The 15676-nt window shown below is 39.6% G+C and carries 12 protein-coding genes and 1 pseudogene; 3 read left to right on the top strand and 10 right to left on the bottom strand.

Going from position 1 to position 15676, the window contains the following annotated elements; genetic code table 11:
• Positions 1-60: 60 nt before the first annotated feature.
• From CVP05_RS03020 to mobB, 3 genes are all read right to left on the bottom strand, one after another.
• On the bottom strand, positions 61-1653 hold the full coding sequence (locus CVP05_RS03020) for an ABC transporter substrate-binding protein (protein ID WP_100288091.1): 1593 nt from the start codon (positions 1651-1653) through the stop codon (positions 61-63).
• Positions 1654-1735: 82 nt separating this feature from the next.
• Complete coding sequence (locus tag CVP05_RS03015) at positions 1736-3139, bottom strand: DHA2 family efflux MFS transporter permease subunit (RefSeq protein ID WP_100288090.1); 1404 nt, start codon at positions 3137-3139, stop codon at positions 1736-1738.
• Complete coding sequence (mobB, locus tag CVP05_RS03010; RefSeq protein WP_100288089.1) at positions 3120-3638, bottom strand: molybdopterin-guanine dinucleotide biosynthesis protein MobB; 519 nt, start codon at positions 3636-3638, stop codon at positions 3120-3122. Before mobB ends, CVP05_RS03015 begins: the two co-directional genes overlap by 20 nt.
• Positions 3639-3880: 242 nt before the next feature.
• Between mobB and tnaC the strand changes: the two genes are divergently transcribed.
• The 3 genes from tnaC to CVP05_RS02995 all read left to right on the top strand — a co-directional run bounded on the left by tnaC (position 3881) and on the right by CVP05_RS02995 (position 6817).
• The gene (tnaC, locus tag CVP05_RS12875; RefSeq protein ID WP_100288088.1) at positions 3881-3973 is read left to right on the top strand and encodes a tryptophanase leader peptide; all 93 of its coding nucleotides are present in this window, start codon (positions 3881-3883) and stop codon (positions 3971-3973) included.
• A gap of 98 nt (positions 3974-4071) precedes the next feature.
• Positions 4072-5490 carry a tryptophanase gene (gene tnaA / locus CVP05_RS03000; protein ID WP_100288087.1) on the top strand — a complete coding sequence of 473 codons (1419 nt, stop codon included), beginning with the start codon at positions 4072-4074 and terminating at the stop codon, positions 5488-5490.
• Between the two features lie 94 nt (positions 5491-5584).
• Positions 5585-6817, top strand: coding sequence for an aromatic amino acid transporter (locus CVP05_RS02995; protein WP_100288086.1), 1233 nt, complete (start codon positions 5585-5587; stop codon positions 6815-6817).
• A gap of 58 nt (positions 6818-6875) precedes the next feature.
• Here CVP05_RS02995 and lptD read toward each other — a convergent pair whose 3' ends face one another.
• The 7 genes and pseudogenes from lptD to CVP05_RS02965 form a co-directional block, all read right to left on the bottom strand.
• Positions 6876-9227, bottom strand: coding sequence for an LPS assembly protein LptD (gene lptD, locus CVP05_RS02990; protein WP_100288085.1), 2352 nt, complete (start codon positions 9225-9227; stop codon positions 6876-6878).
• A 53-nt stretch (positions 9228-9280) separates the two neighbouring features.
• Entirely contained in the window at positions 9281-9847 is a 567-nt protein-coding gene (locus tag CVP05_RS02985) for a DNA-3-methyladenine glycosylase I (RefSeq protein ID WP_100288084.1), read from the bottom strand.
• Positions 9848-9895: 48 nt separating this feature from the next.
• A pseudogene (locus tag CVP05_RS02980) lies at positions 9896-11123 on the bottom strand (capsule biosynthesis protein).
• 86 nt (positions 11124-11209) lie between these two features.
• The gene (locus CVP05_RS02975) at positions 11210-13267 is read right to left on the bottom strand and encodes a capsular polysaccharide biosynthesis protein (protein WP_100288172.1); all 2058 of its coding nucleotides are present in this window, start codon (positions 13265-13267) and stop codon (positions 11210-11212) included.
• A gap of 254 nt (positions 13268-13521) precedes the next feature.
• Positions 13522-13686 carry a hypothetical protein gene (locus CVP05_RS12570; RefSeq protein WP_165773112.1) on the bottom strand — a complete coding sequence of 55 codons (165 nt, stop codon included), beginning with the start codon at positions 13684-13686 and terminating at the stop codon, positions 13522-13524.
• Positions 13687-13706: 20 nt separating this feature from the next.
• Positions 13707-14576 (bottom strand): hypothetical protein, encoded by an 870-nt coding sequence (locus tag CVP05_RS02970; protein WP_100288083.1) that lies wholly within the window; start codon positions 14574-14576, stop codon positions 13707-13709.
• A gap of 59 nt (positions 14577-14635) precedes the next feature.
• Entirely contained in the window at positions 14636-15673 is a 1038-nt protein-coding gene (locus CVP05_RS02965) for a glycosyltransferase family 2 protein (RefSeq protein WP_100288082.1), read from the bottom strand.
• Between the last annotated feature and the right edge of the window lie 3 nt (positions 15674-15676).

The raw sequence follows: 15676 nt of genomic DNA, 5'->3' as shown, positions 1-15676 counted from the left end.
GAGGATACGATCTGACCGACCAAATAAAAAGGGCGGTCAATTACCGCCCAAGTTTTTAGATTATTCTACGCGCACACCATAGAACGAGCTATAACCAAATGGACTTTGTTTATAATCACGCACACGAAGACTTAATGGCGTATAAGTCACAGAGTGAGCAATAGTCACCCAAGGTGCTTGTTCTTTCACAATCACTTGTGCTTGTTCATATAATTTTGCCCGCTCGTTTTTATCGCTTAAACCAATAGCTTTATCTAATAACCCTTGATAATCCTGATTACACCAACGAGCATAGTTGCTATTACCAATGTTGCTACAACCTAATAATGGCGACAAGAAATTATCCGGATCACCATTATCTCCTGACCAACCATAAGTCCCAGCTCCCAACTCACCTGCTTTCGTACGTTTAATATAATCTCCCCACTCATAGGTCACTAATTTAGCTTTTACACCAATTTTCGCCCAATCAGCTTGCAAGATTTCACTCATACGACGTGGATTTGGGTTAGAATTACGTACCACTGGCTGAACCCATAATTCGATTTCAAACCCATCAGGATAGCCCGCTTCGGTTAGTAGCTGTTTCGCTTTTTCTAAATCAAACGGATAATCTTCGATTTTATCATTATACCCCCAAATAGTTGGTGGTAATGGGTTTTTAGCAGGGATACCTGCCCCCTGATACACGGCTTGAATAATAGTTTGTTTGTCAGTAGCATAATTTAATGCTTGGCGCACTTTCACATTATCTAATGGTTTTTTCTCAACATTGAGCGCCACATAAGCCACATTGAGCCCTTCTTGTGACATTAATTGAATTTTTTTATCCTCTTTCATTGCAGCTAAATCAGAGGCATTCGGAAAATCCATCATATCACATGCTCCGGTTTGCAATTTGGCATAACGAGCTGAGGCATCTGGCGTAATACTAAAAATTAAACGATCAATCGGCGCTTTACCTTTCCAATAATCTTTATTCGCTAAGTAACGAATTGCCTGATCAACTTGATAACCCGCAAACACAAATGGGCCTGTGCCAATCGGCTGAGAATCAATCGTTTCTGGCTTACCTGCTGCGAGCATTTTATCTGCATATTCAGCAGAATAAATGGAAATAAAATCCATTCCTAAACTGGCTAAAAACGTCGCATCTTGTTGATTCAACGTAATTTTCACTGTATGGTCGTCCACTTTTTCCACCGATTTCAACAAAGATGGAAATTTCATCGCATTAAAATACGGGTAAGTACCATTTGATACTTTATGATAAGGGTGATTTTTATCTAATTGGCGCTGAAATGAAAAGACAACATCATCAGCATTAAACTCACGGCTTGGTGTAAATTCTTTATTTGAATGGAATTTTACCCCTTTACGCAAATGGAAAGTATAAGTCAATCCATCATCACTAATCTCCCAGTTTTCAGCCAAGCCCGGTTCAATCTCTGTACTGCCACGCTTAAATTCGACTAAACGGTTATAGATTTGCTGTGAACTTGCGTTATAAGAAATACCATCCATCACCAACGCGGGGCTAAATCCTGATGGAGAACGACTTGTACAGTTAATAAACGTCGTTTCTGCTGCTTGCGCAAGGCTGGTAACTGATAAGGCTAAGGCCGTTAATGAGAGTTTTGTGGTTAATTTCATACTTGTTCCTTTCCTTTAATAAAATAAATTGGGTTAAAGATATAATAAAGTATCCTTGAATTAAAGACAAAATTGGTATTTATTATAACGATTTCTTCTTAGTCTGTAGCACTTCACCATCATTCGACCGCAAATAGCTTAAACACCAAAGCAATAAAATACCAAAAGAAGCCGTTGTAAAAAAAGTATAACTAAAAGCCTGTTGTAATGCTTGTGGATCGGCTGGCAAATAAAGGCGATAAATCCCTAAAATCACTGCCGATAACGCAATACCAAATCCAATTCCAACTTGTTGAACCACGCTTAACATCGTAGAGCCTGCACTATTATGATGGGGTGGTAAATCACACACCGTTAAACTATTTACAGCAGAAAAGATAGTCGACATACTCGCGCCATAACAGGCCAATACGACAATATGCCACCAAAGAGGAGTTGTCTCTCGCAATAATCCCATAGCAGCTACCGATAGACACATTAACACAGAGGCACATAATAATGTTCTTTTATAACCTAAGGTCGATAATAGTTTCGACAACCAAGGTTTAACTAAAATTGAACTTAAGGCAATCGGGGTCAACATCCAACCAGCCATATCAGGGCTATACTTAAACACAACTTGTAACATGAGTGGCAATAAAAATGGTACGCCAGAAGCGCAAAAGCGAACCAACAAATTAGCAAGACTCCCGAGACTAAACGTACGGGTTTCATATAATGCTAAGGTCATCAACGGATTTGACTTACGCTTAGCATATAAATAGTAAGCAAAAAGTAATGCACAACCCCCACCAAAAATAGAAAGTGCGGTCCATTTTTTTGCAACATTTTCACCGATTAAATCTAACCCTAACGTCAACGCAACTAGACCGCCACCAAACAAAATAAAACCAAACCAATCCAATGTCGAAATATGCACCTCTTTAATATTTGGCATAAAGCGACTCGAAGCCCATAAACTCACCAATCCAATAGGAATATTAATTAAGAAGATCCAATGCCAAGTGGTATATGTCACGATCCAACCGCCCAAAATAGGGCCGAGTACAGGGCCTAATAATCCCGCCATCGCCATGAGATTTAACGATGATAATAATTGATTCTTCGGAATCGTTTTAATGATAACCAAGCGAGCAACGGGCATCATCATCGCGCCACCTATACCTTGTATTATCCTTGATATCACTAACAGGTTTAAAGAAGTCGACGCTGCACAAGCAATAGAACCCAATACAAAAACCAACGTCGCAAAACGGAAAACATGTAAAGTGCCATAACGATCCGCGACCCAACCGCTAATTGGAATCAGTAGCGCCACTGTCAATGCATAACTAATTACCGCCAACTGCATTTGTAGCGGTGATTCATGCAAATAGGTCGCAATTGTTGGCAGCGCTGTATTTAAAATTGTGGCATCTAATGCTTGCATAAAAAAAGCAATCGCGGCTACCCAAGAAAGCGCATGGTTATTTATTTGTTGTTCCATTATTTTGTTGTTGATTAACCCAATGATAAATAAAGTGTGCAATAGCTGAAATCTCATTGAGATTCAACCGCACTTTTTCGACATCTACGTCATAATCTGTTGCTAATGCAATCACGTATTCATCTAAAACAGGCAGTGGTTTTGTCATAGCTTTTCGATGTAATAAAATTTTAGGGATAGGTTCATGCTTAAACCCCTCTACTAACACCAAATCAGTTAACATCGGATCAAATTGCTGACTTAGGTAGGATAAATCGGCTAATTCTGATGTTTCAGTCATCAAGGCCCAACGTTGCTCACAGGCCATAATCACTTGGCTTGCCCCCGCCTCTTTCATGCGCCAAGTATCTTTACCAGGCTTATCTATCTGAACATCATGATGTGTATGTTTAATAACCGCGACCCGCACCCCTAACGCTGCTAAGTGCGGTAATAATTTTTCTAATAATGTCGTTTTACCGCTACCACTATAGCCTGTAATCCCCAACATGGGAATCATACCCACTCCTTAAAAACCACCTGAAATATTCATGATTATACGAAAAATAACCTGAAACACCATGTTCTTTTCTCTTTCGTTCCTAAAAAACAAGAGAAATACAGTCATTATTTGTGATAACTCTCACACTTTTGCCTTTTATTAGCTGACAAATTTTTCATTTGTCTATATTGTAGGCATCGAGTCGCTGTAATAATCTCAAATGCTTTAAAATTTCACCTTACCATAAACGGAGAATTTTGATGCCTAATGTTATTCTTACACCTAATCAAGTTTGGTTTATTCACGATCCCAAAATGGCTTTCTTTTTTCCCCATAAAACCTCTTATCTTTAATTTCTAGGCAATTCGTCATATTGCTACTAATTTAATATTCATTCAGTTTAGCCTTGCGCTATTCTCATCTTGTTTTATGTAAAAAAGAGGAATTGATAATGGAAAATTTCAAACATTTGCCCGAACCATTTCGTATCCGTGTTATCGAGCCAGTCAAACGTACAACCCGTGCATACCGCGAAGCCGCCATTTTAAATGCTGGTATGAATCCATTTTTACTGGATAGTGAAGATGTATTCATTGATTTACTGACTGACAGCGGCACCGGTGCAATTACACAAAATATGCAAGCGGCTATGCTGCGCGGTGATGAAGCTTATAGTGGCAGCCGCAGTTACCACACTCTTGCCAACACGGTTAAAGAGATTTTTGGTTATGCATACACGATCCCGACTCATCAAGGACGAGGAGCAGAACAGATCTATATCCCAGTACTGATTAAAAAACGGGAGCAGGAAAAAGGCCTAGATCGTAGCAAAATGGTTGTGTTATCTAACTATTTTTTCGATACCACCCAAGGCCATTCCCAAATAAATGGCGCAACGGTATGTAATGTCTATACCAAATCAGCCTTTGATACCAGCATTCAGGAAGACTTTAAAGGCAATTTTGATCTTGAGAAACTAGAACAAACCATTCAACAAGTCGGTACCCAACATATCCCTTATATTGTTTGCACCATCACCTGTAATTCTGCAGGTGGGCAACCTGTATCATTGGCTAATATGCGAGCGATGTATGCTATCGCACAAAAATATGAAATCCCCGTTATTATGGACTCCGCACGCTTTGCTGAAAACGCTTATTTTATTCAGCAACGTGAAGCGGAATGCAAAGATTGGTCTATCGAAAAAATCACTTATGAATGCTATCGTTGCGCAGATGCTTTGGCTATGTCGGCCAAAAAAGATGCGATGGTGCAAATGGGGGGATTATTATGTTTCAAAGATCAGTCTATGGAAGAGGTGTATAACGAATGTCGTACCCTCTGTGTTGTACAAGAGGGCTTCCCTACCTATGGCGGTTTAGAAGGCGGGGCAATGGAGCGCTTAGCTGTGGGCTTACGGGACGGAATGCAGCAAGATTGGCTTGCCTACCGTATTAACCAAGTGGCCTATCTTGTGAATGGTTTGGAAGCAATCGGCGTGGTCTGTCAACAGCCGGGAGGACACGCCGCTTTTGTTGATGCTGGCAAGCTTTTACCTCATATCCCAGCGGAACAATTTCCGGCCCAAGCCCTTGCTTGCGAACTCTATAAAGTAGCCGGAATTCGCGCAGTTGAAATCGGTTCATTTTTATTAGGTCGTGACCCAAAAACAGGCCATCAATTGCCTTGTCCAGCTGAATTATTGCGCCTGACCATTCCTCGCGCGACCTATACTCAAACACACATGGATTTTATTATTGAGGCATTTCAACAAGTAAAAGAAAAGGCACAATCTATTAAAGGATTGACCTTCACCTACGAACCTAAAGTGTTACGTCATTTTACGGCTCGTTTAAAAGAAATTGAATAACTCTACAAAAAGTTACCGCACTTTTGTGCGGTAACCACAAATTATCGGCTGTCGTTTAGCTTATTTTATCACTTTGAAAATAAGGATATAGATTATGCCAAAAACACCTTCTATTTTTGGTGGTGCCTGTATTATTGCCAGTGTATGTGTTGGCGCAGGCATGTTAGGACTACCTACATCAGGCGCTGGAGCTTGGACAATTTGGTCTGCTCTAGCTATTTGTTTAACCATGATCGTCATGACACTATCCGGTTGGTTACTACTTGAAGCCTACAAACATTATGATATTCGTGCGTCTTTTAGTACAGTCACCAAAGATATGCTCGGCAATACCGTTAATATCATAAATAATCTTGCCGTTTATTTTGTGGGCGGTATTTTACTGTATGCGTACACCACAGCCTCCGGCAATATTTTAGACGGCTTAACCTCTGAGTTTATTTCTTTCGGTGAATATGGCGGACGTATTTGGTCTGTGATTTTTGTCCTGTTTTTCTCATTCTTTGTTTGGCATTCAACCCGTATTGTAGATCGTATCTCCGTACTGTTAGTCCTCTGTATGGCTATCACTTTCGCACTGACCATTAGTAGTCTTGCCGCTAATATCAACCTGAGTACGTTATTTGATATGCAAAATCCCGACGGCAATTATTCAGTATATGCCATCGGTATGTTACCTGTTGCCCTGACTTCTTTCGGTTATCATCATTCGGTTTCTACGATGCGAGCCTATTATGGCGAAGAGCGCAAGGCAAAATATGCAATTTTAGGCGGCACACTCATAGCCATCTCACTCTATCTACTTTGGCTTATCTGTATATTTGGTAATCTACCACGCGAACAATTCGGCCCCGTCATTGCTAGCGATGGTAATCTCGATGTGTTACTCAATGCCTTAGGCAATGTCATTGAATCTCATTCCGTTAAACAAGTGATTAATGCCTTTTCCATTGCCGCCATTCTTTCTTCTTTTATTGGCGTTGGCTTAGGGGTATTTGATTATTTGGCTGATCTATTTAAATTTGATAACAGCAAAGTTGGCCGAGCAAAATCTTGGGCGGTCACATTCTTGCCTCCATTGACCTTATCCCTGCTTTTCCCACTCGGTTTTCTTAAAGCTATTGGTTATGCTGGCGCTGTCGCAACAATCTGGACTTGTATCATTCCAGTACTGCTCGCTCGAAAATCTCGCCAAATGAAAAGTGATAATCCGTTTACTGTCTGTGGAGGTAATGCCTTACTGCTCTTTATCCTATTATTTGGTATTTGTACCGCCTTATTTCATTTTCTCGCTATGTTTAATTTACTCCCCGTCTTTCAGGGCTAACAAAAACCCCCATTATCATTATGATAATGGGGGTTTTTTAGGGACTATTGAGCCTAGATTACAAGTCAAATGGCTTCACATAAGGTAACAAGCCCTTACCTAACATTCGACTAATACCTGAATTATGATTATTGCTTAAACCTCGTAATTCAACCGTAAACAAAATACTCCGATCGTAGAAAGTATCTTTATCGTCTTTATATTCTTGATTTGCTTTACTGGTTACATATCGACGATACCCAACCCCAACACTCCAACAACACGTGTTATATTGTGCACCAAGATATTGCTCAATCGGTTTATTCAACGCAATATCATGATAATAACGTCCCACCATCGCCCAATGATTACCGATCTCCCAAGCGACAGTTGCCCCTAATTGTTGAATATCTTGATTATAACGGTTCGCGCTACGTGTTAAGTTTTGGTCGATATAAGCTTGGCTTGCAAAACGATAATTTAACTGAATCAAATTATTCCCTGATGGGTTGTATTCTAAAGTAGAGTTTGCCAAAGATGTCTCATCTAAACGCGTATCATACTGATAACTACCGCGCCAATTCCATTGATCATTAATCTTCCAGTTCGCTTCTGCAGCCCAAGAAGAAGAGCGTCCTGATGTACTATTTTCTGCCGAATTATCAATACGCGAATGATTGACGTATAGAATTTGTCCTAAAGAAAAATTAAAACGTTCGTTAGCATTTTCATCAAAGAAACGTGTCGTACCACCAAATGTAAACTGATTAGCAGAAGCGATACGATCTAAACCACTATAACGTCGGTCACGAAATAATGAGAAGTAATCTTGTTGTAACAATGTGGAATCATAGCCAAAACCAAGATATTCTGAATTAAGACTTGAACCGATGTTACTTTGATCTTTATAAGGACGATACAAATATTGCACACGAGGCTCTAAAGTTTGTGAATATCCGTCAATAAAACTTTTTTGATCAACTAAAACCGTTTGCGCATCAACTTTCACTTGTGGCAATACACGATTCACAGAGCGCTGAATATCTTCTGCTCGGTCGCTACGCCCTTTACGCTGATTATAGTGCGTGGCATAAAGTTTCGTTTCAATATTGACACTACCGTATTGATTTGCCAAAGGCAAATTTAAACTCGGTTCAAGATGGAAACGCCATGCGGTTGGCATAAGATTGCTATCATTATCAAAACGTACGGCTTGAGAAAATAATTTAAAATCTAAACGCCCGTCGGCAATGCCATTACGATAATAATTAAAATCTAACTGTGGCATAGCGCGATAAGGACCGATATCCGACTCATCAAACACTTGGAACTGTCTTGCGGAAAGAGAAATATTATAATTTGGTTGAAAATAACTGAGTTTCACAAATTGAGTCGCGTAACCATCAGTACTACTTCCATAATTAGAATCAAAATCTGAAAAATAGCGTTTATCGCTGACCTTTGTATAATTGACATTCAAACGCCAATTATTCCAAAACGCCGCATTATGCGCCCAATGAAACAAATGACGAGAACGATTTTCACCCACATAATCGGTATAACGATCGTCACCCAAATATTCACCGGCGAATCGTCCCTCTCCTAACAATGTTAAATAACGAAATTCTCCGTTAAGTTGCCAACCGCGATGAGACATATATTTTGGTATAATTGTCGCATCGTAATTCGGTGCAATATTCCAGTAAATAGGTTGAGCATAGAAATAACCATCACGGCTTGACGACCCGACTTCCGGAATCAATAGCCCAGAACGACGGCGGTCGCCAATCGGTAATTGTAAATAAGGCGTATAAAATACGGGTACACCTCTCACAAGGAAACGCGCATGCCACATTTCAGCCACTTCGTCTTCTAAATCCTGGCGCATCTCTTTCGCATATACCGACCACGCATCATCGCCAGGCAAACAAGAAGTAAAGGTCGCATTACGCATCAAACGATAACGAGAACGTAACTCAGTTTCTTCGGCAGTACCACGTCCTTGACGACCAACAAGCTGATAATCCACATTACTTAAATCGCCATCTTTGCTATCTAAATCCAATCTTGCTGCGGATCCAGTTAAATTAATCAAATCATCTTTATATGTTACACCACCTTTCACATAGGCATTACGCACGGGATTCTGTTCGGTGCCTGTTTGAATCACTTCTAAAGATTGTGTGGTTAAATAACGGTTGCCTTGTTTTACTTCCACATCCCCTTCATACCTCGCACTGGTCGGTTGATTTAACTCCGCACGATCGGCTTCAATATAGACAGGTAGGGAATTAGGATCACCTTGTACCGGTTCACCGTGAAATTGTGGCACGCCTAGCAAACATTGCTGCCTTAAATTTGCTGAAGCTTGCCCACTATAACAGGCAGCTAAAACAGAAACTGAAAGTAATGTGTAACAATATTTTTTCATGAACTCAACCGTTTATTCTTCAAAAATTCTTCCGATTATACTTGAAAAATTGTCTAGGGGCATGTCTTTTTACAAGGGCAATCATTCACATGATCGTCAACTAATCCCATTGATTGCATAAAAGCATAGCATGTTGTTTCCCCGACAAAGACAAAACCGCGTTTTTTCAATGCCTTCGACATCGCTTTTGATGTCTCCGTTTTAGCTGGCAAACTGGTTATATCCGGCACATGATTAATTTGGGGCTGATGATTGACAAATCCCCAAATAAAATCACTGAAATTTTCACCGCACTTTTCCATATTCAAATAGGCTTGTGCATTTTTGATGATAGCTTCCAATTTTCCTCGATGACGAATTAGCCCCTTATTCTGCATTAATATATCCACATCAAGTGCGGTCATTTTTGCAATTTTTTTCGGGTCAAATTGAAAGAATGCCTGGCGATAATGTTCCCGTTTTTTCAAAACCGTAATCCATGACAAACCTGCTTGCTGCCCTTCCAAACAAATCTTCTCAAATAACACCAAGCTATCATATTGCGGCCGTCCCCATTCCTGATCATGATAAGCAATATAAATCGGTTCTTCACCTGCCCATGCACAACGTTGAGTTTTCATAGTGATTCCTGTTGATTAAAAGATAACTTTGGCAATAACATTGAACCATCATTTATATAAATTATAAGGATAACGCAAAATAACACGGTTATAAAATGAACCATTAATTTGAGTTTTATTCAAATGATAAAGATGATACTGTCGAAATAATTCCCTATTAGGTTGTTCCGGTGAGTGCCAAAACTCAGCTAAGGACTTCTGATGGGTAAGGCCTGGCATATTATAATGGGCGCGACCTAAAGTCATGACCGGCATATTATGCAATAAGGCAGATAAACCGCTTGTACTGTTTAAAGTCACCATTCCTTTGGCATGACGTAAAAAAACCGGCATCATCACATCATGCACATAGTACAAACGATTTTTAAGTGATGGATAGCGTTTAATATAGTCTTTAATAATATGGCCATAATCAATAAACCCGCGATCCATCGGGTGATGTTTGATAATAAGTGTCAAATGGTTAGGGGCATGTTGCACAAAAGAGTCCAGCACATGCGTTAAAAAATCGCCTACACTATGAAAATCACTATGCACCCGTACTTGGCTATCGTCATAGACCTGTAACGGGACAATATAAAAATCACCAAATTTCCGTTTTTTAATTTTTCGGCTAAACGTATAATCCCCAAGCCAATATCCCAAACGCTTAATACCGGATACCGCCCATAATTTAATATAATACAACAGGTTTAAAATACGATGATGTTTATAAAGGGGATACTTGCCATTATCTAAATGGGTATAACAATAATATTGAGTGGCCAATTTAGCTACTAGCCAAAAACCCGGAGCCACTTTTTCCGGCGCCTCAACTTCAGCCACATCTTGTGCCCAAAAATAATCAGCCTGACGAGGAATCGGCTAAAAAGCATTCACCCCATTTTTTTCTAAGGTCACATAATGAGGACGAAAATACCCTTCTTCAAATGCCCAAAAATTAAGGGAGTACGTTTGTGAGATATTTTTTGCAATAAGATGATAAGGACGGTTATCCCCAAAACAGACTAATGTATCGATCTGGTGGTCAACGATAAACTGCTTAAGAAACGTTGAAAAATTCTCCAACGAATCTTGATAAGCGATGGGATTAAAAGGGTTATCCGTTTGAGGATAAAAATACTCATCACCACTATTAAAATTGATTTTAAATACGCGTTTATTTTGCGAAGATAGCCAAGTCCCAAACGCTTGAAAAAAAGCGCCCTATCGGCCCCTGTAATAATAAAATACGATGAGATGTTGAAACTAATTCATCGAGATTATGCACTGTAATAAAACACCCCGCTTATCATGTTACTTTTCAACGTATATCCTTTTCTCAAACGGTACGCAATAAACTTGAGATCATATAAAATAATGCTACCTCAATACAGAACACAATTGCACCAATTTTCCCCATTGCTTCAACATCCAACTACGTGACAGCCCATCTCCTTTTTGCTGTTGTTTTTGCTTTACCAAAATATCAATGGCTTGTTCCGCTTGAATCATATGTTTGGTTTTCGGATCAATATATTGCGGGTAATAAATCAATACCGCAGCAATTAATTCCCATAACGCTAATTGACGTTGACGACGTGGCAATTGGATTTCATCTACCGTTAATCCCCAATTGGCATAAAATGGCAAGCCATAACAATATACTTTTTTCCCGCGTAAAAGCGCCTCAAATCCCGCTAATGACGTCATCGTATGTACTTCATCAACTTGTTGAATACACTCTAATATATTCGCTTCAACGACAATTTGATCGGCATATTTCAAAACCTCGCTCGCCTCAATATACCCTATTCGATTACCACTTACCACATCCGGATGTGGTTTATAAATAATAAAATCTGTCGGATTTTTTAACCGCACTTTTTTCAATAAATCTAAATTTTTCACCACATCAGGCGAACCAAAACGAATAGAGGCATCGTCTTCAACCTGACCAGGAACCAAAATCATCTTTTTCGTTGTCCCTTGTAATGTCAGCCCAAGTTGACCCACATTATATTTACCAATATGAGATTGGATTAATTTTTGTTGTAAACGTTCTGCCTGAATTTTATCTTGTGGAGAAAACTGGTGATGTTGTAGCAATACCTCCAAACGAGAGGGGCAACGCGGATCAAAATAAATCCCCAAGTCATCAATCACCAAAGACAATGGCGCCACCAAATTTGACCCCAACCCCACAGATCGAATAAACCCATCTTCCATGTGTAATAGCGTAACATTTTGCTGTTTCGCATATTCTAATACTTCACTCTTCCCAACGCCCCAAATTAACAGTCGTCCATCTGCCGGAAGATGCTTTTTGGCAAGCTGTTTCACCGAAGAAACAAAATGTAAACGACAACTTGGTAGCCGGAAAAACGGCTTAATCACAGCCCGCTTCCACAGCGACATACCCACAGAATATAAATCACCACGCAGCCTATCATTAAGCAGCTTTCCTTGATGTAAGTAATTAATAACATCAAAAATCGTGCCACTTTGTTGTGTATAAGGATTCAAATAACGACTATATTGCAAATAAGCACAAGCAAACAGTTGTAATAAAGAGCGGTCTTTTCTGCGCGAATTTTTTTGTAACAAGGCTACATTTGGATGGCGATCATCAGTCAGTCCCCAACCGGCAAACCAAGGCACACCAAATGTCACCACCGGTTTATGCAACAATAATGCCTCAAATCCCATTTGTGAGGTAACACAATACACCTTATTTACCCGAGCTAACAAAGAAAGAGGATTCACATCTTCAGCCACTAATTTGACTTGAGGCTCCACAGTAGAAAGTGCGGTCAAATATCCCTGTTTTTTTCCACTAATCACATCCGGATGCGTTTTCACCCAAATCTCTGATGTAGGATTTTCCGCTATTGCTGCTTGCAACATTTGGATAAAACACGTTTCATCCGCCTGACCATATTTAACCGCCATATCACCAAACGTTTGATCGACGACCAAAACGATCTGTCTCTCAACCGAACCATCAAATACCATATCAGGCGCATGGTTATACTTCGACAATTGATATTGGCAGATCAAGTCCATCGCGCGCTGGCTATCTGCCAAAAAATGCTCTGATAATTCACCGCTCTTTAAAATAAGTTGCTCTAAACGAGATGAACGCGTTGTATCGTAATAAATACCAATATCATCATAAACTAAAGAAAACGGTGGATACCCTTCAACCCCTAGACCGACTGAACGTAAAAAGCCGTCTTCGAGAGCAACAAAAGGCAAGTTGTGCTGTCTCGCATAACTTCTTGCTCGACGCGTAGTCGGACGCAACCCCCACCCGATTACCTGTTCCACTTTGGGAGGTTTGCGCAAAACAGAATAAGTACAAAGCTCACATTCAGGTAAAAATACCTTAAGATGAGGTATTGCTAAAAGACCACGGGAAAAGATAAGAGATTGGGACATATCAGTTATAGTGAAAATTACAGATATCAATAAGCTATTATTATAATAAGAAATCACATAATGCTCTATAGCGCATTACATTTTCACACAACATATCTTATAGACATATCAAATAACAAACAGATAAACACAATAACCCAATATTACGCTTACAATTCTGCTACAACCAATAAAAAAGCGCACATAAGGTATGGATATAATGCGTTTACTACACAAAATATCAACCTTATGGCACCTTACTTAAAAAACACTACTTACATAAAATCCCGATATTTATCCATCAAATGCTGCAAGATGGAATTATTGACGCTTTTGCCTTGTTGGTACAAATCCGTTTTTCTAAAGGTGTTGTTCCAAACATGCATTGCATACATATTGTCAGTTAATGTACGCTCGTCAAAGTTTTGATCAAGCAGCATTTTTCTGGTTTGAATGGCGTTTAATCCATTAGGAAGCACGCTTCTCTATTGACAATCTGTAACAGCTTATCCAACTTAGCAGTAAAGATCTTATTGCCATATGCTAAAGACACATATAGATCATACACGCCCAATTCAAATTGGCGAGTTTCAATACCTTTTAATTGCAAGGTGGCAAAGTAACTAGCATTATAGTTAACACTAGGCTTACCAATTCTTGCACCAAGATTATTTTTACGCACTTGCCCAAGCTCGAATACATATTGTTTTTTGGTAATGTGTTTTCGCAGCACCAGATAATATTTTCCTTGTCTAAAATTGCTTAATGGCGCTTCGGCGACGATAAATTCACCTTCAACATGAAATATCGTGCCGTCCGTCCAAGAGCCTTCTACACTGATATGGCTGCCTGACGGTACATCAGTGCCGATGATGTCTTTTTTGGCAAGATACACTTTGCCGCTCTCTTCAAACAGGCGATACTCACAAAAATCATCACACGAATGCTTATCTAAGGCTGCGTCTGCCATCACTAGGCTGACATAGTTGCGGACATTTTTATCGGCAGAAACTGAGATTTGCACTTCATAAATGCCGTCTTCTAAAAAACTGACATCAATGCCTTTAAAACCTACCGTTGCCGTACCTGCGGCGGTGTAGTTATAGGTTTTGCCGTTAAACGGTTGGCTGCTGAGTTCTTTTTTGGGTACTGTACCTAAAACAAATTCTGCTTCATCATCATTGAGCAGGTTTCTAAATTTGATGTGCTTATGCAAATAGCGGTAATCGGGTGCGTCATAGCCTTGCAGATAGGCAAGCCCTTCGATAAAGAACGTGGCGTTGGCTATCCAGATTTTTTCAATGTTGTTGGTTGGAATGGTATTTGTCATTGTTTAACCCCAGTATTTTTCAAAAAAAGTATCAGTTTGCGGCCTTTTTCAGACGGCATTTAAATGCGTTGTTTGGTTTTTTGTTCATCTTGGAACACTTGCGATAAGATGTCGGCAGTGTAGATGAATTTGTCTTTATCGCCTTCGCATAATGCGTCCAAACAAGCTCGGTTAAAGCTGGCAGGCACAAGGCGTGGATAGACATAATGGTAGTGTTTTTGGATAAACTCTTTTGCGGTTTCATAGATTTCGTCTTTTACCGCTTGCGGATAAAACACAAACTCACGCAGATAAATCAGCAAATCGTGGTTCATATAAAACGCAATTTGATATGCTTTACGAACTTCAGGAATATATTGCCATAGCTTTTCAATGGCAACCATACGCTCTTGAAAGTTGCTTAATGATTTTGATGTGGTAATACTGGTTTGATTACCATACACCAACCATATATAAACACGGTTATCAATCAAGCCGATACGGTCAAGTTTGGAGTATAGCTTGGCTGTAAACAGCTTATCTTCGTATAAACCTGTTTCAAAATAGATGTCGTGCTGTTTTAGTGCTTCCACTCGATATAATTTATTGGTGGTGAGTGTATCATCATACAAAGCCAAGCGATTTACCAATAGATTTACTTTTTTGGTTTGATAAAGCCGTCTGAACCACTCGCCTTCTACACCTGTATTGATATCTCGTCTTACTGTGACGCCCGACACACAATCAAGTTGATGTGCCAAAGCATAATCCATCAAGTTTGACAGTGCGTCAGGATAGATTAAGTCATCCGAGTCCAAGAAAAAGATATATTCACCCAAGGCATTATCAATACCGAAATTACGGGTTAACCCCGGTCCTTCATTTTCTTTATAAAAATAACGGAAACGCGGATCGTTGAATGACTGAACAAAATGCTCTGCACGTTGCTCAGATCCATCATCAATGACCATCACATCTACATTTTGATAATGAGAATCTTGAATGGACTTTAATGTCGCTAGAATTTCTTTTTCTGCATTAAAACAAGGAATGACAATAGAAATTTTTGGCAAATCCCAACTGCTGTTTCTTTTAAATAATTTGGTTAAAAATTTCATCTT

This window comes from Conservatibacter flavescens (assembly GCF_002795425.1).
Classification (GTDB): domain Bacteria; phylum Pseudomonadota; class Gammaproteobacteria; order Enterobacterales; family Pasteurellaceae; genus Conservatibacter; species Conservatibacter flavescens.
The sequence above is the reverse complement of the archived record's forward strand: the minus strand, read 5'-3'. Positions and strand labels throughout refer to the sequence as shown.